Source organism: Streptomyces sp. NBC_01803 (genome assembly GCF_035917415.1).
In the GTDB taxonomy this organism is placed as follows: Bacteria; Actinomycetota; Actinomycetes; order Streptomycetales; family Streptomycetaceae; genus Streptomyces.
Genome location: NZ_CP109073.1, coordinates 4635672 through 4655052 on the forward strand (window position 1 = coordinate 4635672; position 19381 = coordinate 4655052).

The 19381-nt window shown below is 71.6% G+C and carries 18 protein-coding genes and 1 CRISPR repeat array; of the genes, 11 read left to right on the top strand and 7 right to left on the bottom strand.

Annotation, left to right across the window (positions count from 1 at the left end):
• Positions 1 to 18 precede the first annotated feature (18 nt).
• Genes cas7e through cas2e form a run of 5 tightly spaced genes read left to right on the top strand, consistent with a single transcriptional unit; the run spans position 19 to position 4032 of the window.
• Entirely contained in the window at positions 19 to 1197 is a 1179-nt protein-coding gene (gene cas7e, locus OIE51_RS21035; RefSeq protein ID WP_326599293.1) for a type I-E CRISPR-associated protein Cas7/Cse4/CasC, read from the top strand.
• On the top strand, positions 1194 to 2087 hold the full coding sequence (gene cas5e / locus OIE51_RS21040) for a type I-E CRISPR-associated protein Cas5/CasD (RefSeq protein ID WP_326599294.1): 894 nt from the start codon (positions 1194 to 1196) through the stop codon (positions 2085 to 2087). The genes cas7e and cas5e overlap by 4 nt, the downstream gene beginning before the upstream one ends.
• Positions 2084 to 2734, top strand: coding sequence for a type I-E CRISPR-associated protein Cas6/Cse3/CasE (gene cas6e / locus OIE51_RS21045; RefSeq protein WP_326599295.1), 651 nt, complete (start codon positions 2084 to 2086; stop codon positions 2732 to 2734). Before cas5e ends, cas6e begins: the two co-directional genes overlap by 4 nt.
• Before the next feature lie 56 nt (positions 2735 to 2790).
• Positions 2791 to 3711, top strand: a complete 921-nt coding sequence (gene cas1e / locus OIE51_RS21050) for a type I-E CRISPR-associated endonuclease Cas1e (protein ID WP_326599296.1) — start codon at positions 2791 to 2793, stop codon at positions 3709 to 3711.
• Between the two features lie 3 nt (positions 3712 to 3714).
• Positions 3715 to 4032 (top strand): type I-E CRISPR-associated endoribonuclease Cas2e, encoded by a 318-nt coding sequence (gene cas2e / locus OIE51_RS21055; RefSeq protein ID WP_326599297.1) that lies wholly within the window; start codon positions 3715 to 3717, stop codon positions 4030 to 4032.
• Between the two features lie 18 nt (positions 4033 to 4050).
• A CRISPR array of direct repeats spans positions 4051 to 4750; the repeat unit is 29 nt; unit sequence GTGCTCCCCGCGCGGGCGGGGGTGATCCG.
• A gap of 1083 nt (positions 4751 to 5833) precedes the next feature.
• On the opposite strand, the gene OIE51_RS21060 is transcribed toward cas2e, so the two are convergent.
• From OIE51_RS21060 to OIE51_RS21070, 3 genes are all read right to left on the bottom strand, one after another.
• Positions 5834 to 6691, bottom strand: coding sequence for a DUF3592 domain-containing protein (locus OIE51_RS21060; protein ID WP_326599298.1), 858 nt, complete (start codon positions 6689 to 6691; stop codon positions 5834 to 5836).
• A complete protein-coding gene (locus OIE51_RS21065; protein WP_326599299.1) occupies positions 6691 to 7056 on the bottom strand; it encodes a DUF3592 domain-containing protein in 366 nt (121 codons plus the stop codon). The genes OIE51_RS21060 and OIE51_RS21065 overlap by 1 nt, the downstream gene beginning before the upstream one ends.
• Positions 7057 to 7195: 139 nt before the next feature.
• Complete coding sequence (locus tag OIE51_RS21070) at positions 7196 to 7621, bottom strand: hypothetical protein (RefSeq protein WP_326599300.1); 426 nt, start codon at positions 7619 to 7621, stop codon at positions 7196 to 7198.
• Between the two features lie 117 nt (positions 7622 to 7738).
• Between OIE51_RS21070 and OIE51_RS21075 the strand changes: the two genes are divergently transcribed.
• The 4 genes from OIE51_RS21075 (at position 7739) to OIE51_RS21090 (ending at position 13869) form a co-directional block, all read left to right on the top strand.
• Positions 7739 to 9124, top strand: a complete 1386-nt coding sequence (locus tag OIE51_RS21075; protein WP_326599301.1) for a hypothetical protein — start codon at positions 7739 to 7741, stop codon at positions 9122 to 9124.
• On the top strand, positions 9124 to 10410 hold the full coding sequence (locus OIE51_RS21080) for a hypothetical protein (protein ID WP_326599302.1): 1287 nt from the start codon (positions 9124 to 9126) through the stop codon (positions 10408 to 10410). The genes OIE51_RS21075 and OIE51_RS21080 overlap by 1 nt, the downstream gene beginning before the upstream one ends.
• Positions 10411 to 10413: 3 nt before the next feature.
• Positions 10414 to 13314 carry a hypothetical protein gene (locus OIE51_RS21085; RefSeq protein ID WP_326599303.1) on the top strand — a complete coding sequence of 967 codons (2901 nt, stop codon included), beginning with the start codon at positions 10414 to 10416 and terminating at the stop codon, positions 13312 to 13314.
• 240 nt (positions 13315 to 13554) lie between these two features.
• Positions 13555 to 13869 carry a MazG-like family protein gene (locus tag OIE51_RS21090; RefSeq protein WP_326599304.1) on the top strand — a complete coding sequence of 105 codons (315 nt, stop codon included), beginning with the start codon at positions 13555 to 13557 and terminating at the stop codon, positions 13867 to 13869.
• Between the two features lie 401 nt (positions 13870 to 14270).
• Here the strand turns inward: OIE51_RS21090 and OIE51_RS21095 are convergent, their stop codons facing one another.
• A complete protein-coding gene (locus tag OIE51_RS21095; protein ID WP_326599305.1) occupies positions 14271 to 14930 on the bottom strand; it encodes a TetR/AcrR family transcriptional regulator in 660 nt (219 codons plus the stop codon).
• Positions 14931 to 15095: 165 nt separating this feature from the next.
• Between OIE51_RS21095 and OIE51_RS21100 the strand changes: the two genes are divergently transcribed.
• Positions 15096 to 16127, top strand: coding sequence for a medium chain dehydrogenase/reductase family protein (locus OIE51_RS21100; protein WP_442812068.1), 1032 nt, complete (start codon positions 15096 to 15098; stop codon positions 16125 to 16127).
• 136 nt (positions 16128 to 16263) lie between these two features.
• Positions 16264 to 16827, top strand: a complete 564-nt coding sequence (locus tag OIE51_RS21105) for a dihydrofolate reductase family protein (protein WP_326599307.1) — start codon at positions 16264 to 16266, stop codon at positions 16825 to 16827.
• Positions 16828 to 16867: 40 nt separating this feature from the next.
• On the opposite strand, the gene OIE51_RS21110 is transcribed toward OIE51_RS21105, so the two are convergent.
• The 3 genes from OIE51_RS21110 to OIE51_RS21120 all read right to left on the bottom strand — a co-directional run bounded on the left by OIE51_RS21110 (position 16868) and on the right by OIE51_RS21120 (position 19273).
• Positions 16868 to 17497 (bottom strand): hypothetical protein, encoded by a 630-nt coding sequence (locus OIE51_RS21110; protein WP_326599308.1) that lies wholly within the window; start codon positions 17495 to 17497, stop codon positions 16868 to 16870.
• Between the two features lie 148 nt (positions 17498 to 17645).
• Positions 17646 to 18635, bottom strand: coding sequence for a CU044_5270 family protein (locus tag OIE51_RS21115; RefSeq protein ID WP_326599309.1), 990 nt, complete (start codon positions 18633 to 18635; stop codon positions 17646 to 17648).
• A complete protein-coding gene (locus tag OIE51_RS21120) occupies positions 18632 to 19273 on the bottom strand; it encodes an RNA polymerase sigma factor (protein ID WP_326599310.1) in 642 nt (213 codons plus the stop codon). The genes OIE51_RS21115 and OIE51_RS21120 overlap by 4 nt, the downstream gene beginning before the upstream one ends.
• Between the last annotated feature and the right edge of the window lie 108 nt (positions 19274 to 19381).

The following is a 19381-nucleotide window of genomic DNA, read 5'->3' on the forward strand; positions in this document are numbered from 1 at the left end:
GCCACAGGGAACTTTTCCATGTCACACATCCCCGGTCGCTTCGTCGAACTCCACGTTCTCCAGTCGGTGCCCTACGCGAACCTGAACCGCGACGACACCAATTCGGTGAAGCTGGTCGAATACGGCGGGGTGAGCAGGACCCGCGTCAGTAGCCAGTCGTGGAAGCGGGCTGCCCGGCTGCGGCTCCAGCAGCGGATCGGCCAGCGCTCCCTGCGCACGCGTCGCCTCCCGGAGCTCATCGAACGCCACCTCGTCGAGGAACGCCAGTGGCCGCTGGCAGCGGCGGCCCGCGCCGGCCGCCACGTCATGGCGGGCAGCGGGGTCGGCGTGACGGCACCGAAGAAGGAACCTGAGCGGAATCCCTGGACCTCGGCTGCGATGGTCTACGTCCCGGACACCGCGGTCGCCGAACTCGCCGACATCGCTGAGGAGTTCCGTTCAGCGATCGAAGCGGCCAAGGACACCAAGGACATCAAGGCCAAGGACGCGCTCGTCCCCGGCGACCGGGTCGACGCCGTCCTGCGCTCCCGCAACGGCATCGTCAACCTCTTCGGCCGTATGCTCGCCCAGGTCGACAACGCCAAGGTCGACGGCGCCGTCCAGGTCGCGCACGCCTTCACCACCCACCGCACCGATGTCGAGATCGACTACTTCTCGGCCGTCGACGACGTCACCCACGGGTGGGAGGACACCACCGGCTCCGCCCACATGGGCCACGCCGAGCACAGCGCCGGGACGTTCTACCGCTACATCGTCCTGGACCTCGACGACCTGCTGCACAACATCGGCGGGGACCTCACCGCCGCCCGCGAACTGGCCGAGGCGTTCCTGGACGCCGCGCTGCTGTCCCTTCCTCAGGCCAAGAAGAACTCCACGGCGCCGCACACCATCCCCGATCTCGCGCACATCACCGTGCGCGGCGACCGCCCGGTCTCCTATGCGGGCGCCTTCGAGACCCCGGTACGCCCCGACGCCAAGAGCGGCGGCCATCTCGGCCCCTCCATCGCGGAACTCACCCGTTACGCCTCGGCCGTCGAGCGCCTCTTGGGCAAGGGCGACCAGCGGTACTGCGGCTATGCGGCCGTCGGCGCCGAGGAGTTGAACGCCTTGGGCAAGCGCGTCGATTCCTTCGGCACCCTCGTGCGCGAAGCCGTCACCGCTGCCCTCGGCACGGTGTCGCGGGACATCGCGGCATGAGTGGCACCGAGGAACCCGGCCTGCCCGGAATCCTGCTGCACCTGTCCGGCCCCCTCCAGTCGTGGGGCGAGGTCTCCCCGTTTCCCGCTCAGCGGGACACGGCGGCCACGCCGACCCGCTCCGGCCTCATCGGCCTGATCGCCGCCGGCCTCGGCTACTCCCGAGACGATTCGCGCCTGGGCGAGCTGGGCGACCTACGGTTCACGGTTCGCGTCGACCGCCCCGGGACCCTCGTTCGTGATCTGCACACAGTCGGCGGCGGTATGCCGCGCCACCTCACGGTCGCCACCGCGGAGGGGAAGTTCCGCAGCGGGGAGACCTCGACCTTGGTCTCCCACCGTTACTACATGCAGGACGCCGCCTTCACCGTCGCCGCCCACAGCGCTGACATCCCGCTCCTCCACCGCTGTGCCTCGGCCTTGCGTTGGCCGACCTGGCCCCCCTACCTGGGGCGGCGTTCGTGCCCTCCCAACGCACCCTTCTACCTCGGTACTTCCCCCAACGTGCTGCGCGACCTGGTGCGCCTTCCCCTCGCGCGCCAAGGGCCACGCGAGCCGGCGCCCCGTGCGAGCGACCGGACCACACCCGACGAACGGACGGTGCCCCCCGTCGCGGTGGACTTCACCGCCGACTCCTCCCTGGAGGCGCTCCTGCGCGCGGTTCACGCACACGCCGCCCAGCCCGACCACCGGCCGCCACCGGAGGAAAACGTCAGCGAAGCCCACGACGACCCGATCTCCTTCGTCCCCCTGGACCGCCGCTACCGCTCCCGACGGCGCCACCACATCACCGTCCGGCTCCCCGCCGCCCAGTGCGGAGGGCGCGGCACCGCGTACCTCGACCGCCTGACCGCACACTTCGACGCCACCCCGCTTGAGGACCTGCCATGAGCACGCCCCTGTGGATCACCCGCCTCGTCCCGGACCCGCGCAACGCGACCGCCCGCAAGGACCTCAACAGCGCCGTCGCCCTGCACCACCGGATCATGGCCTTCTTCCCGGACGGCCTCGGCGACCGGGCCCGCCAACAGGCCGGCGTCCTCTTCCGAATCGAGGAGTCCCCCGGCCGGGAGACCACCATCCTCATCCAGAGCGGCCTGCGACCCGTCCCCGAGCGCCTTCCCGAGACCTACGGCGCCGCCCAGACCAAGCCTCTCGACCCCCTCCTCGACCAGTTGCGCACCGGCGACCGCGTTCACTACCGCCTCGTCGCCAACGCCACCCGCAAGCTGGGCAGGAACACCCAGGACGGTTGCCCCCATCAGGTCAAACCCTTGTACGGAGCCGACGCCGACGCTTGGTGGGAACGCCAGGCCGCGCGCGCCGGTCTCGACATCCTTTCCGTCCGCAGCATGTCTCTGTCCGATGCGACCGGCAGACGCGTGGACGGCGCTCACCGGATCACCCACGCCCGGACGCGTTTCGACGGCATCGCCTCGATCACCGACGCCGGGGCACTGCGCACGGCCATCGTCCACGGCATCGGCCGCGGCAAGTCCTACGGGTGCGGGCTTCTGAGCACCATCCCGGTCCGGTGACCGCGCCTCCCGGCACCGGCCAGGCACGTCGCCGCCTGGCCAAGCCAACGGCCGCCATGCTGCCTCGTGTTGGCGACAGCCTGTCCTTCCTCTACATCGACATCGCCCGCATCGTCCAGGACGACACGGGCGTTGACGCGGTCATCGACACGGCCGAGGGGGAGCGGCGTATCCCCTTGCCCACGGCTGCGCTCAGCACCCTCCTGCTGGGACCGGGCACCTCGATCACCGCCCGCGCCCTGACCACGCTCACCCGCCACCGCACCACGGTCATCTGCACGGGAGCGGGTGCCGTCCGCTGCTACAGCGCGACCGTTCCCGACGAACAGCCCACCCGCTGGCTGGAGAGCCAGGCCCGAGCCTGGGGCGACCCCGCCACCCGCGCCGAGGTCGCCCGCCGCATGTACCTGAAACGCTTCGGCGACGCCGCCCCACCCGACGCGACGGTGGGCACGCTGCGGGGGCTCGAGGGCACGCGCATGCGAGTCCTGTACCGAACCCTCGCCCGGCAGCACGGCGTACGTCCGTTCAAACGCTCCTACGACCCGGCGGACTGGGACGGCCAGGACCCCGTCAACAAGGCGCTGTCCGCCGCCAACACCTGCCTGTACGGCATCGCGCACGCGGCGATCACCGCGATCGGCTGCACGCCCGGCCTCGGCTTCGTCCACACCGGAAAATCCCACGCCTTCATCTACGACATCGCCGACCTCTACAAATCCCAGCTCACCATCCCGCTCGCCTTCTCCCTCCACGACGCGGCCGATCCCGAGGGCGACGCCCGTCGCTCCTTCCGCGAGGATCTACGTCTCTTCCGGCTGCTTCCGCGCATCGTCGGCGACATCCAGAACCTCCTCGAACCTGGCTCCGGCCCGGGCGATGAGGACATCGAGGAAGCCACCGAGGAACTCACCCGCCTCTGGGACCCGGAACTCGGCCATCTCAGCGGAGGAACGAACTACGGGGAGAGGGACTGAGACGTGGCCTCCATGACAGTGATCGCTACCACGGCTGTACCCGACCACGTCCGAGGAGCGCTCTCCCGCTGGATGATCGAAACCATGCCCGGCCTCTACGTCGGCACCTTGTCCGCACGCGTCCGCGACGAGCTGTGGAAGTCCGTATCCGCGACGATCGCCGACGGCGCGGCCGTCCTAATCCACCCTCAGGCCAGCGAACAGGGTTTCACCCTGGCAACGGCTGGCACCCGACGCCGCGTCCCAGTCGACCTCGACGGCCTGACTCTCGTCGCTATGAACCCACTGGAGGTACATAACGACTTGGCAAAGCCCACATGAATCCCCAGGTCAGCAAGTGTGCTCCCCGCGCGGGCGGGGGTGATCCGCCTTCAAGCGCGCCGCGCACAGTGACGACGGCGTGCTCCCCGCGCGGGCGGGGGTGATCCGGTGGTGACCGCGTGATCAGGAAGCGTGCGGCCGTGCTCCCCGCGCGGGCGGGGGTGATCCGTACCTCGACCAGCTCGACGTGTACCTGATCCAGTGCTCCCCGCGCGGGCGGGGGTGATCCGGCGGACCGGATGCGGTCGTAGATTTCCTGGCGGTGCTCCCCGCGCGGGCGGGGGTGATCCGTTGCTGGTCATGATGCATCCGTTCGTGAGAAGGTGCTCCCCGCGCGGGCGGGGGTGATCCGCCCTGCCAGAAAGCCCCCGCGTAGAGAAGAGAGTGCTCCCCGCGCGGGCGGGGGTGATCCGGTGGCCGAGTGCGGCCGACGGGGCGAGAAGCGGTGCTCCCCGCGCGGGCGGGGGTGATCCGGAGAAGGGGCAGATCCAGCCGATCGCCGTGGTGTGCTCCCCGCGCGGGCGGGGGTGATCCGCGGTGCGCGCCCCTACCCTGAGACCATGACCGGTGCTCCCCGCGCGGGCGGGGGTGATCCGTACCAGGACGGCCGCGCGTCCTGGACGACCGCGTGCTCCCCGCGCGGGCGGGGGTGATCCGCAGCGGCGGTGATCTCCCGGCCGGCCATCAATGTGCTCCCCGCGCGGGCGGGGGTGAACGGAGGTCCAGGACGGGGGTCGGGTTCGAGACGGTGTGGGATGCCAGCAGGTTCATCAGGGGCCAGAGGGCGTCGGAGCGGCGCGGCACCGGGATCTCCCGGCCGACGGAGCCGAACCCTCCCTTCTCGCCCGGGAGTTGAGCCTGCAGCAGACGGGCCTCCTCGCCCGGCTCGGTCACCGGCGCCCGGTCCTCGGGGAAGGCGCGGGCCCGGTCGGCCAGCGTACGGAACCGTGCTGCCGTCTCCGCGTCCAGGCGCCGGAGGTCGATCGTGTCCCCCGCCATCTCGACGCGGCCGACCGCCAGCGAGAGCCGCATCTGTTCCAGCAGATGCCCGGTGCGTCGCGTCACGTCGATCAGCCGACCGTCGAGGTCGATCAACCGGCAGGTTCTCGTGCCCGCGAGCAGGGCGCTGCGCGGCCAGAGGACGGTTACCTTGCCAAGGCCGTCTGTGAGGACGGCCAGTCGGCCCGCCGTGATCGCCGACAGGCACAGGGCCGGGACCCGCCACTCGTCCGTGATCTCGAACCCGGAGAGCCCCACCGCCCCTTCCGCCTCCTCCGCGGCGTGCACCCGCAGCCTCATCCTGATCGACGGCGTGAACTCGGCGGGCGCGTAGTCGCCCACGTACGTTGTGAACGTCGCCTCCCCGTCCGGGTCGTACCGCACCGACGACGCCTCCAGGACGTCCGCCCGCGCCAACCGCGCGCCCATCGGGCCCGGTTCGGACCGTGGCGCCCACATCACAAAGGTGTCGTCCCCGTACGAGCCGCTCTCGGCCCGCACGCGGTCCCCGCCCGTGATCCGGGGGAACTCGGCGCGCGTCGAGCGGAGAGCCAGGACAAGGATCATGACGGTGACGGCCGCGCCGAATGCGGACACGGCCCAGCCCCAGCTCGCGCCGTCATGCCAGGCGGCGCCTCCGAGGACGAGGAAGACCGGGCCCGTCGACAAGCAGAGCGCCGTGAACACGAGATTCTCGACGAACACACCGATATGGCTGCGCATTGCTCCTCTTCCGCTCCTTGTCCCCTTCCGGTCCCCTTCCGGTCCCCTTCCGGTCCCCTTCCGGTCGCCTTCCGGGGTGTCACAACATGACCGCGCCGGCCACTGCCCCCGCTGTCCCGGCCAGCAGGAGGGCGACGGCGAAGGCGATGTCCATCGCTCCCGAACGGCGGTCGGCCGCGGGGTCGGGGGTGTAGACGGCCGGGTCGGCGGGGGCGTAGTGGATGGTGAGGGCGCGGTGGAGGGACCGGCCCGGATCGGAGATGCCCTTGTGGGACAGGACGGTGACGTGGGCGCCCTCGTGGGTGGTGAAGGCGATGACCGGGGCGTGGACGACGATGTCGCCGCCGGACTCCTCGTCGCTGTAGACGTCCCGGGTGACGGCCACCACCCGGGCCGGGACGGCTACGGCCGAGGCCAGCAGGGCGTTGCGGGCGCGCACCATGCGGATGTCGGGGCTCCTCACCGCGGCAGCCGTCAGCAGGGTGCCGAAGCCGAGCAGCGCCCATGGCCAGCCCCAGTGGACCGTCGCGTGGATCACCAGCCCGATGAGGAGCAGCATGACCGCACAGTCGGGGCCCTCGCGTCCGGTCTGCTCCCCCGCGCCGCCCAGCACGACGGCGAACCGGAGAGGCTGCCCGGGCGGGTAGCGCACCTCGACCTCCCGGCCCACCCAGGCCTCCTCGATCGTGTCGCCGTGCTTGCCGGCGTTCGACAGGGTGAACTCCTGGCCCGTGCCCGGGTCCTGGAACGTGAGCGTCACCGGTATCCCGGGCTTCCTGGAGGCGCCGTGGGCCGGCTGCTCCACTGCCACGATCCGCGCCTTCACCCATACCGCTCGCTGGGCCCGGGTCACCCCGGCGAGCGAGCGCGCGTAGCCGAGCAGCGCCAGCCCGGCGGGTATCACCCACCAGAACTCCAGTAGCTCGTGACCCTTCATCAGATCTCCACGCGGAAGCTGCCGTTGTGCGGGTCCACGACGGCCGTGAGACGAAGCCCCACACGCAGGGCGCCATGGTGCGAGCGTCTCCAGGTCGTCTCGAACGTCCGGAATCCCGGCCCGCTGACCCGCAGGTCCACGGTGACGCCGACGTCGTCTCCGTCGTCCCAGCGGCTCAGCTCGGTGATCTCCGCGGTGGCGGGAATCCCGACGGTGTCGAGCCGTCGGGTGTGTGCCCGCTCGACGGTGGTGTTGCCCCAGAACGCCAGGCCCAGGGGAAGGAAGACCACCGTGAGGACGATGCCCATGACCATGAGGTCCGCGTCGGCGAGGAGGGCCGAGCCGAGCATGACCGGGCCGCACAAGGCACATCACCGCCGCGCTGCCGTACGCGGCGGCGGCGCCCCACGGGCCGACCCGCGACACCTGCGTCCACCGGAGCGCGTGCCCGTCGTCGGCCATGTCAGGGATCCGGGGTCTCGGATTCGTGGAAGATCGGCGAGGTCACGGGGTGACGCCGTCCCCTGCGTAGACGTAGCCGCCCGGCCGCGCGGGGTCGGCGATCAGCAGGACCTGGTCGCCGGTGCGGGGGATGCGCAGTTTGGAGACGACGGTCTGGAGGGTGATCGGGTCAGTCGTCCCGGACGGCTGGAGGACCAGGTCGACGACCGGGTCGTAGTTGACCAGCCGGCCGGTGTCGCCGATCGCCACGACGACGGCCAGTATGGTCGGCGCACCCATGGCGAGCAGCTGCTGGACGTCCTGGCCGGACTTGTACGCGCCGATCGTCTGCTGGACCTCGGCGAAGTCCTGCTTGCCGAGGAAGGCGCGTGTGGTACGTCCGTAGAACCCCTTGCCGCCGGCCACTTGGCCGGCGATCTGGGTGGCCCGCTCCTCGCGGTTCTTGCCACGCTTGCTGAAGACTCCCATGACCGCTTCTCCTTGTGGTGATGTCATGTGCGGTGCACGGTGTGCACGCTAGGCGGCCCGAAACCCCTACCGATCCCAGGTTCGCCCGCCCGTTCCCGGACGACGTACGCTCGCCGCATGCCGACGCCGAGCCAGCCGACCGACGCATGCCGATCTCGCGCCCTGGTCATCGACCGTGCCTGGCGTAACCTCGGGCCGGGGCTGGAGTCGCTGAGCGGGCCCGGCGGGGCGCCGTTGACCCGGACGGTCAAGCTGATCGTGCTGCCGTTGATCGTCAGGCCGTCGCTGTGTCCCGAACTCGCGGCGGATTTCCTCGAACCGGCGCAGGCCGCGCGCCTCGACGCGCTGGTCCAGGAGTCCGGTGCGCGTCTTCGGGCGACGGCACAGTGGTTCACGCTGCTCAAGAAGACCCGCCGGGCTCTGGGGATCGTGGCGGGTCACCCCCAAGATCTGTACTTCCAGCGGTGCTTCGAGCTGGCTACCGAGTACGGGGCGCCTTCCGTCGGTGCGGACGCTGTGGCGAGGGGCGTGGTGGAGGACGTGGCGGACGCGGGCGGCGGACGTACCGTCGAAGCGCTGAAGGGCCACCTGGCGGACGCCGCGCGGCGGGCCCGGCTCGACGGGGAACTGGCCGTCGCGTGGGCGGGTCGGCATCCGGTGGCCGCTGACGTCGGTGTGGTGGTCGCGCTGGCGGGCGCGGTGCTCGAAGCGTGCGGTGCGACGGGGCCTGCGAGGGACTCGACTGAGTACACGGCCATGGTCGAGGCGGGGCACGGAGGGCTGTTCGGCCGGGCGCTGTGGGCGCATGCGGGCGAGGTCTGGGGCGCCGAGGAACTGCCGGCGCATCTGGGGCTGACCGCGCGCCAGGCGCCGCCGCGTCCGGAGGTCGGGCGCGCCGCCTCCACCGCCACGCTTCCCGCGCCGCTCGACCGCACGCTCTTCGAGCGGCTCTTCGTCGTGCTGCAGTCGTCGTCCCGGCGCGAGGAGCTGCCGACGGTGCCGGATCTCGTCCAGCGGGAGGTCGGCCGCAGTTGCGCTCCGCTCGGCCTGCACGACGAGAGCCTGCGCGTCGCCGTCGTCCTCGGCGGGCGGCTCGCGGTCGGCCTCGACCCGCTGGGCACCGGGGAACCCGTGCCGGGGCCCACCGCGGCGCACCGGGCCGTCAACAGCCGCTGGCGGCGCGAGGCATCGGTCCTGCGCGCCCGCAGGATGACCGTTTCTCCCCGCCCCGACCCGGACGGCGGCAGCGACAGCGGCGGCGTGCTGGACGCCCTCGCCCGGGACCTGCGCACCCCCTGGGCCGCTTATATGCGGCGGCTGTGGGTGCGGCTGCACGGGCGAGACGTCCGTGACGCGCCCCTGGGGGACCTCGCCTCGCTCTGGGCGGTGCTCGACGGGGTGGCCCGCTCGGTGATGATGGACCATCGCGCCAGGGTGCGGTCGGCGCTGCGCACCCTGGCGGCGACGACCGCCGTGGACACGGCCGAGCCGAGCAGCGCGTGATGGCCGGGGACGGGACGCGTATCCACGTCGCACGGGGCGCGGACGGCACGATCCGGGTCGCCGCCGGTAGCCCCGTCTTCGCCCACGACGAGGTGGACGCCGTAGGCCCCGACTTCACGCGCTCCGTTCTCGACGTCGCGGGTGCCGTGCTGGTCTGGCCCGTTCTCCGGGAGCCGGGGCCGCCGGTGGCGGAGGTCCATGACGTGGGGCGGGCGCAGCAGTGGCTGTGGGCGGTCTACGGCGAGCCCACCGCTGCCGCGGTGCACGCGTGCGCGACAGGGGAAGGCGAGGTGAACCCTGTACCGGCGGACCTCGGCGCTCTCGCGGACGCTGCCGCACGGCTCGGATTCGCGCACTGGGCGGCCCGGTGGTGGCCGGCGTCGTACACCGACGGCATTCCGGTGCTCGAACCGGATGTGCTCGGCCTGGAGTCGGCGGCGCTCACACACCGGTGCCAGCAGTTGTTCGACGACTTCGGCGACCAGCCCGACGACTGCGTGAGCGAACTCATCGAGGAGCACCGGGCCGGACTCGGCCCGCTGATCCAGTGGTGGCGCTCGGCACCACAACCGGCGGACACCGCACGCCACTTGGCGAACGTCCTGCGGCTGATCGACGACGCGGCGGACGCCGCCGGGCTGGACGGGCCGGCCCTGCGCGAACTGCGCTCGGCCCTGGAGCGGGGCCTCGCCGGTACGCCGGTCGACGCGGGCGCGCTGTTCGCCCGGCGGGACGGCTACGCCCTCGCGGCAGGCGACGCACCCGTGTCCGGCGGCCGGGTCATCGCCCGGGGCTCGGGGAGGAACGACTGGCGCCGCTACCCGCCGGGGTTCGTCGACGCCGCCGAGGACTCGGTGTCCTGGACCGCCCGCGCGCACGGTGCGCGCCGCCAGATCGAGGTCGAGGTCGTCGCGCACATCGCGGCTCCCGTCACGGGCGCGCTGCTCGTCGCGGAGGTCCGGGTGAACGGCGGCCCGCCGAGCCGGGTACCTCTCGCCAGACGGGACGACGTGTGGACCGGCCGGGCGGATCTCGACCTGAACCCGCATCTCGACCTGCCGGCCGCGGCGACAGCGCCGCAGGTCGAAGTCGGAGTCCTGTTGCCCGGTTTCGACCCGGGCGCCGGTCCCGGGGGCCGCGCCGACCGTGACGCGGTCCGCGCCCTGGCCCGGCGCCGACTGGCCGACACGGCACAGCCCCTGACATCCGACGACGCGTACGACACGTTCTCGGCGCCTTTCCTCGCCGAGACGCTCGCCGCCACCGCCACGAGTGAGGATTACTGACGGATGCCGGACGGAAACGAGTCAGAGGTCCAAGCGGCGGCGCCGCTGTACGGGGAGCCGTTCGACAGCGGCTTCGCCCAGGCCCACGAGCATCACATGGCCGCCGACTTCGGGGCCGCGTGCGCCGTGTACGGCGAGATGCTCGCCCTGGCCGAGTCCATCGAGGACTCGCCCGACGCGCGGTTCCTGCGCGCGCACGTGCTGTGCGACCTCGCCATCGTCCTCCTCACCGCCTCGGACCTGCCCGGGGCGCAGGACGCGGTCGAGCGGTCCCGGGCCCTGCTCGACGACATCGCGTCGGCGCAGATGGGCCCGCAGGGCCGTCAACTGTGGCTGGAAACCGTCCTGAAGACACTCATTGCCAGGTCCGACGTGATGAGCAGGACGGGGCGTCTGGACGAGTCGTTGGCCTGCCTGGACGAAGCGGCTGCCCTGTTCCCCGAGTTCGAGGACCGCGACGGGCTGCGCGCCGCCGAACTCGGCCTGAACCGGGTCCTCCTGCTGATGAACCGGGGCGAGTGGGGAAGGGCGGAGGAACAGGCCACGCTCCTGCTGTCCACCACTCCGGCCACCGCCGCGGAGACCGTCCCCCGCCTGCTGACCGCGCTCGGCACGATCTGTGCCACGACGGGGCGGTTCGACCTGGCCGAGGACTACCTCGCCCGCGCTGACGACGGTTTCCGGGCGTTGGGGGACACCGGCGAGCGGCAGACTCTGCTCGTGCACCGGGCGTCGCTCGCGATGGAACGAGGTGAACTCGACCTGGCGGAGCGGTTGTTCGCGCAGGCGTCAGCCTTCTTCGAGGAACAGCGGCGGTTCGGTGATCTGGCGGTCTGTGAGCAGGCCCGTAGCCATCTCGCGGGCCTGCGCGGGGACGCCGCCGGCGCGAGCGATCTCATGACGGCGAGCCTGGACCGGTTCCAGCGGCTCGGCGCCTCTGTCGCCGCCGCCGACACCATGCTGCTGGGCGCCCAACACGCTTACGAGCGGGGGGACATCGAGGAGATGAAGCGGCTGGCCCAGGAGGCCCGTGACGTCTACCAGGCACGGGAGATCCACGAGCGGTGCGCCCAGGTCGACCTCATGCTCGCGGGCACCCTCGAGGACAACCTGAACCGGACGGACCACGGCCGGCACGAGACGCGGTCCATCGACACCGCGCTCTCCCTCGCCCTGCCCGCCGCCCTGGCGCTGGCCGCGGCACGCCACGACTTCGTCACCGCCCACGCCCGCACCCAGTGGCTGCAACTCGCGGACAAGGCCATGCACTTGGTCTTCCGGCTCGCCGTGCGCCGCCAGGACCAGGGGCTCCTCTTCGAGCTGGTGGAACACCGGTGCGCGGGCGCCGCGCTGGCACTGGGTCCCGGGTCGGGCCCCGACGACGGGCACGACGGACCGTCGGTCTTCCCGGACGCGGGCATGAAGGCGTACGGCGACGACGGGCCGATGGCCCTCGGAGGTGTGGCTGCCGAGGCCGCCGCGTCCGCCGGGCTGCGTGTCGCACCGCCTCCGAAGGTGCGCATGTCGGGGGAGTCCGGCCGTGTCGCCCTCCAGGAGTTCATCGCGGCTGCCGAGTTCCGCTATCGCCGACGGATCGTGGACGACGAGGAGGTGCCGTTCTGGATCACCGACGAACTCACGGCCCGTCCCGTGGTCCAGATCCGACTGGCCGACGCGGGCGACCTGTTCATGACCTGGACCTGGGCCGGCGGCGCCCAGGGGTTCGGCACCGGACACGGCCCCGCTGCCGAAGTCGACCGTGCGGTCCGCGAGTTGGCCGAGGCGCTGCCCGGCTCGGGCGAGGGGACGGCCGGCATGCGGCGGGCGTTCGAGTCGGGCGCGCTGGCCGATCACCGCACCGAGCGACAGTTCGCGCGGTCGCTGGCCGAGGCGCTGTGGCCGGAGGGGCTGACGGCGCAGATCCGCCAGGTGTCGGAGCGCGCGGGCCGCCCACTGGTCCGCATCCAGCCGTCGCCCCGGGTCGCTCAAGTCCCCTGGGAACTGCTGGCCGTCGACGATGCCGACACCCGCCTCATCGAGCTGGCGGACGTGGTGACCACCGCGCCGACGTCGTTGCGACGACAGAACACGGTGCAGCGCGCTCCTGAAGGTCCGGAGCGGGACACCGGCCCGGTCGTGCTCGTCCTCGACCCCCGGGTGCCCGGATTCCGCGCCGACTCCCCGCTCGGCTCGGTCCTGGGGCCGCCCGGCTCGGATCCGGAGCTGCTGGCGCTGGTCCAAAGCCGCCTGGACGCGGGCGGCGTCGAGCCGTCCCTCGCCGGCCCGGCGGAGGCGTTCCGCCGCACCGACCTGGACCGGGACTGGCTGAGCGGCGTGCTCCGCAAGGGGGCACGCCGACTGATGTACGTCGGGCATGTGAGCGGCACACCGGTCGAGGGCGGGCAGAGCGAGGACGGCACGCTGCATCTGTCCTGCGGTCCGGAGACCGTCGGCCTGGCCGAGGCGGTCCGCACGCATCGGCCGCTGTCGGCCAGGGACCTCCTGCTGGGCACGCTGCCCCTGCGGGCTGACGGTGAGCCGGGGGCGCGGATCTGGCCCGCGCCGCCGCGGGTCGCCCTGATCGGCTGTGAGAGCGGTGGCGATCTGCGGTTCGCCGAGTCGTTCGGCCTGGCCACGGCGATGATCCACAACGGTGCCGAACTGGTCACCGCCACCCGCTGGGTGCTGCCGACCAGCTTCGCGTTCCACCGGCTGGCCGGCCTGGCCGAGTCCGTGCGCCCGCTGTCGGAGGCGATCGTCGCCGTCGACACCGCCCACGAGGACCCTGCCCCCGTGCAGCGGCTCGGTCGCTGGCAGCGCAAGCAGCTCGACCGCTGGCGCGCCGATGGCCGGACCGAGCACTCACCCCTGCTGTGGGCGGCCATGACCTGCATCGTCGTGTGAAGTGCACGTGCTGCGCGGTGCTGGCGGGCTGAGAAGCTGTCCTACCGTTCTGGCTCGGCCCCACAGCGGAAGTGTGCTCCCCGCACGCGCGGGGATGGTCCCACACACTCGGCCATGCACGCCAGTCTCCGCATCCCCGTTGTCGATCCCTTGGTAGTCTCCGACCCGACCGCCACACCGGCCGACGACACGCTCTTCTGACCGCCGGCCCCCCACCTTCGTCACGGATTCGGTGAGCACATGGACCCGGCGACCTGGCAGACGATCAACCGCCTCGTCGAGTGGCTGGACGCGAACAGCACCAACAGCCATGAAGTCACCCGCCTCTTGCGCGTGCTCAAAATCCAGGAGGAGGCGGGCGAGGTCGCCGAGGCCGTGCACGGCGCCATGGGCTCCAACCCCCGCAAGGGCGCGAGCCACACCTGGGCCGACGTCGAGAAGGAACTGTGCGACGTGATCCTCACCAGCATGGTCTCGCTCGCGACGATCAACCTGGACGCGCAGAAACTCTTCGAGCACCACCTCAACGCGGTGGCGGAGCGCTCCCTCGCTTGAAGCCCCTCGGCGACTTCCTGCCCGTCCTGGAACGGGCAGACAACCCATCAGATCACGGGAGTTCGTCAGCAGACGTGGTGAGTGCCACCATCCCGGTACAGAGAGACTTCCTCTGCGGCAGGGGCAGCACCTCTGCGACCCACGGGGCTTTCACTGATCAGAGCGGGCTCCCATGAACTCGCGCCGACCGCCTGGCATGGAGGAGGTGCGGGAGCGCTCTGATGAAGCGGCGCGCGCAGTGGCCGGGCACCGGCTCACCGTTGCCACTTTCAGGCGACTCGCTGCCGACGGGGAAGTCCCGGTCTGTTGCTGGCCTTGTCGGCCGTGGCGGTGAGGGGGAAGTGGTCCAGCGCGGGCGTCCGCGGGCCGGGCCGGGGTGGCGCGTGTGGGGAACGGTCGCGTCAGCCGGCCAGTAGCTCGTCCAGTTCGGCGGTGAAGAGCAGGGCGGGGTCGAAGCCCATTCCGGTGAAGTGACCGGCGAGTTCGAGGGAGAGGATGCCGTGCAGCCGGGTCCAGAACGCGAGGGCGCGGTGCAGGGCCGAGGGCGGGGCGGAGTGCTCGCCCGCCCACTGCCGGTGGCTTTCCAGGTGCGCTTCCATCTGCGCGGCGAAGGGTGTCGTAGTGGTGTCGTCCGCGGGCAGCGCGGCGCAGGCGTCGAGGAGGGCCGTCATGATCTCCGACGCGATCGCGGTGACGTCGTCGGGGGCGTGATAGCCGGGTACGGGCGTGCCGTAGACCAGGAAGTACCGCTGGGGGTCGTCGAGGGCCCACCGGCGCAGCACGTGCGCCAGCCCGGCGAGGTCGGCGTCCGCTTCGGCGGCGGCCCGGAAGGCGTCGGCCAGGCTGCGGTAGGCGTCCCGGATGAGCTCGGTGATCAGCTCGTCGCGGCTTGAGAAGTACCGGTAGAGCGCGGGTCCGCTCATACCCAGCTGTTTGGCGATCGCGTTGAGGGAGAGGGCGGACGCGCCGGCGGTGGCGATCTGCTCCCACGCCCGTTCCTTGATCTCCGCGCGTACCTGGTTCCGGTACCGCTCGCGGGGGGTCTCCTTCGCTTTGGCCATCACCCGTCACGCTCCCTGCCACTGTGCCTCCCAGCACGTTACACGCTGTCGCCGTAGCGAAAAGTATTAACGATCGGGACCGCCAGTGCTTGACGCTCTCGCTTTGAGCTGTCATCTTAGTTATAGCTTCTAACGAAAGCGGAATCCTTCCAGGTGAGGTGTGTGTTGAGAACCAAGGAACTCGTCGAGGTCGTTCTGCCCGGCACGGTGGAGCCCGAGGGGCTTCAGCTGAGGTACGGGGCCGTGCCGGTCGCGGGCCCCGGGCAGGTCGTCATCGAGATGGAGGCCACCGGCGTCTCGTTCGCCGAGCAGCAGATGCGCCGCGGGCGCTACTACGACCAGCCGCCGTTTCCCTTCGTGCCCGGCTACGACCTGGTCGGCACCGTGTCGGCAGCCGGTGCAGGCGTCGATCCCGGCCTCGTCGGCCGGCGGGTGGCCGCGCTGGTCAAGGTCGGCGGCTGGGCCAGCCACGTGGCCGTCGACGCGGCGGACGTGGTCCGGGTACCCGACGGGATCGGCGCGGCGGAAGCGGAGACCCTGGTGGTCAACGGCATCACCGCCTGGCAGATGCTGCACCGCAAGGCACGGGTGCGCGCGGGGCAGACCATTCTGGTGCACGGCGCGAACGGCGGTGTCGGCTCGCTCCTGGTCCAACTCGCGCATGCCGCGGGTGCCAAGGTGATCGGCACCGCGTCGGCACGCCACCACGACGCCCTGCGGGCAGGGGGTGTGCTGCCCGTCGACTACCGCACCGAGGACGTTCCCGCCCGCGTCCGCGAGCTGGCTCCCGCCGGCGTGGACGCCGTCTTCGATCACGTCGGCGGCCGCAGCGTGATCGATTCCTGGCGTCTCCTCGCCCCCGGCGGCACGCTCGTCTCCTACGGCAGCGCCTCCACCCGGGACGACACCGGCTCCAAGCAGTGGCCCGTCCTGAGGATCCTCGGCCGGGTGTGGCTGTGGAACAGCCTGCCCAACGGCCGCCGCGCCTACTTCTTCAACGTCTGGGCCGGCCGGGCCTTCGGCGCCGACCGCTTCCGCGCCCGCCTGCGCGCCGACCTCACCGAGGTGTTCGCCGCCTTCCAGCGGGGCGAGATCACCGCTCACGTCGCCGCCCGGCTGCCTCTCGCCCGTGCCGCCGAGGCTCTGCGACTGGCCGAGTCCGGCACCGTCGCCGGAAAAGTCGTCCTGACCCCGTGAACGCGGCATTGCCTGCCCGCCCCCGGCACCACCCGCACCGACTGACCAGACCAACCACGCGGGTCTCGCGAGTCGCGATGAGTCGTGGGGCGTTCGGCGGTCGTACTGTCGAGCCCGCTACGGAGGAGGGTTTCTGATGCGCAGTGTGACCTATTCGATGAGCGTCTCACTTGACGGCTACATCGTCGGGCCGGAGGGCGACTTCGACTGGACGGCGCCCGACGAGGAGGTCTTTCGCTTCTGGATCGACGAGATCCGGGAGGTCGGCGTTCACCTGCTGGGCCGACGGCTGTACGAGACGATGCTGTACTGGGAGACCGCCGACCAGGATCGATCGCTCGACGACTCCGAGCGCGAGTGGACCGCGCTCTGGAAGCCGTTGCCGAAGGTGGTGTTCTCGACCACGCTGTCGGCGGTGCGGGGCCATGCCCGCCTGGCCTCCGGCGGCCTGGCGGAGGAGATCGAGCGGTTGCGGGCCGAGCCGGGGGAGGGCGAGATCGCGATCGGCGGCGCGACCCTCGCCGCCGAGGCGGCCGCGTTGGGTCTGATCGACGAGTACCGGACCATGGTCTACCCGGTGCTGGTCGGCGGCGGCATCCCGTTCTTTCCCCAGCGCGAGCGCCGAGTGGATCTCGAACTCGTCGAGACCCGCCCCTTCAGCTCGAAAGTCGTCTACCTCCGCTACCGCGTGGCGCGCTAGGCCCGTGGGTGCGGGCGGCGGGGGCGGCCGGGTGCGGGCGTCACCGGATGTCGCTGCCCTCGGTCAGGCCGACGGGGACGCGGATGGCGAGCGTCACCGTCAGGCCGATGCCGAGCATCCACTCATTGCTGTGATTGCCCTTGCTGACGTCCCCGGTCAGCTCGGGACTCACGCGCCCCTCCGGGTCGTACGTCACGTCGATGCGCTCACCGGCGTCCGCGATCCGCTCGGTGCGGGTCATCAGGTCGGGCCCGCCGGTGGCGTCGCAGTCCAGGGTGTGGTCGTAGTACGTGGTCGTGGTGGTGTGCGTGAATCCCTCCGAGTCGGTGTGCGTGGTCGTCTCCACGCGGGTGTCGACCTCGGTCACCGTGCACATCGTCGCCTCGCCCCGCGATCTGAGCGCTGCCTCCTCCACCATCCCGGCGGCGCCGATGCAGGCCACGAGCAGGGGGAAGCCGCTGAAGAACGCCAGGGTGTTGTCGTAGAGGACGCCGGAGAAGAACGCCCCGACGCAGGCGACGAGAACGAGTCCCCCGCCGGTCAGCGTGCTCGGCCACCCGTCCGGGCCGTGGGCGACCAGAAGGCTTCCCCCGGCCGCGCCCCCCACCGCGAGCAGGGGAACTCCCACCGCCAGCGCGAGCTCGAAGCACCGTTCGCTCCAACTGCCCATGCCCACACCCCTGTTGTCGCCCCATGCCCAGGGTAGGCGAGGGAGCAGCCCGGCAGGACTGGCGGCTTCGTCGAGGAGATCAACCCCGGCCGCACGCGCACGGCCCGCCAGCGTGGGCCGGCGGGCCGTGCGGTGAAGGGCCGGCGCGTTACGGCTGTTGCTTCGCCTCGTCGACGACGGCGTAGTCCGTGAGGGAGGTCCACTGGACGTACGTGGCGCTGCCGTCGTCCGCGACCCGCTCGCCGCGCATCCCCAGGTAGGCGTAGGTGTCGGCGTCGAAGACGATCGTCTCGTCTCCCATGACGGGGTCGCCGGGCCGGGTGATGCCGATGCCCTCCCGGCCCTGGACGTCCGTCTCGTCGTCGACGGTCTCCGTGCCCGGTACCTCGGCCAGCGCTTCGAAGACCGCGGGCCGCAGGCCGTCCGGCATGAGCGGCACCCGGTGCAGCAGCCCCGTGAGCATGAAGTACACCGTGTCCCAGTCCTCGTCCGTGATCGGCTCGTCGTAGTCCGGGTCGCTCCATCCGGGGCTGCGCACGGTGTTGATCAGCTCCTGCGGGTCGGTCGGCAGGGCGCGCAGTTCGTCCCAGGCGAGCGGCGGCCACGAGGAGCCCGGCGCGGCCGGGTCCTCCCACCAGCCATGGCCGAGTTCCATGATCCACGATCGCTGGGAGCCGTCGACCGAGGACCAGCTCTCGTCGACGTACTCCTCGGTCTCCCCGCCCTCCGCCGGGGTCTCCGTCACCACCTCCCGGGTGTAGACGAACTGGTCGTCGCGCGGAGCGATCGTCACCTCGTGGCCGCGGTCCTCCGCCGCCGCCGATGTGAGCACGGTGCCGGCACTGACCGTCATCATGCCCGGCTCCTCCGGCTTGTCCCCGCCGTCGCCGCCGGCGAGCACCACGGGCACGGCGACCGCCGTGGCCAGGGCCACAGGAAGGGCCACGCGCCACACGTACCGCATCCGTCCCTTCTGGCCGCTCTGCTCGCTCCGGTCCTGTCCCATCCGCAGCCAACTGCTCATCAGGTGCTCCTCGCGCTGGTGTTGGCGGCCGGCTGGAAAGTCCCGTTCGGGCGGCAGGGGGGGCAGCAGGCGGCGCAGCGCCCGCACCTCGTCGTTGTCCTGATCCCGTTTCATGCGGCATTACCTCCATTCGGCCGGACCGCGTCGGGGCGGTCACCCGATACCTGCCGTTCCGCGGTCGCCAGTTCCCGGTCCCGCTCCGGAATCTGTTCGGCCGACAGCCGTTCCAGCCGCTTGCGGGCGCGTGACAGCCGGGAACGGACCGTTCCCACCGGGATCGCGAGCGCCTCGGCGGCGTCGGCGTAGCCCAGGCCGCCCCACACGCACAGCGCGAGCACCTCACGGTCGGCCCGGGGTAGTCGGCCCAGCGCCGCCCGGACCGCGGCGATGCGCTCCTGGTCGTCGAGCCGTTTCGCGACATCGTCGGCGAAGTCGGGCAGCAGGCCGGGCGGCGTCATCCGTGCCATCAACTCCCGGTGCCGTCGCGCGACCCGCCGCCGGCGGTGCACCACATGAACGGCTATGCCGAACAGCCACGGCAGCAGGCTCCCGCCCTCCGGGTCGACCTTCTGCCGCAGCCGCCAGGCTTCGAGATAGACCAGCGAGGTGCAGTCCTCGGCGACCGACCAGTCCCCGGTGAGCCGGAAGCAGTGGTTGTACACGCTCCGGCCGTGCTCGCGGAAGAGCACGCCGAAGGCTTCCTCGTCACCCGCGCGGACGCGGGCTCGGAATCCAGGCTGTATTGGCTGCATGTCCGACTCCGCCACCCCACCCGGCCGAAGTTCCCGTGACGTGCGTCACGACGCTGGTGTGCCGGGGCGCGGCTGTCGTGAGCGGGGGACACAGCGGGCATGCCGGTG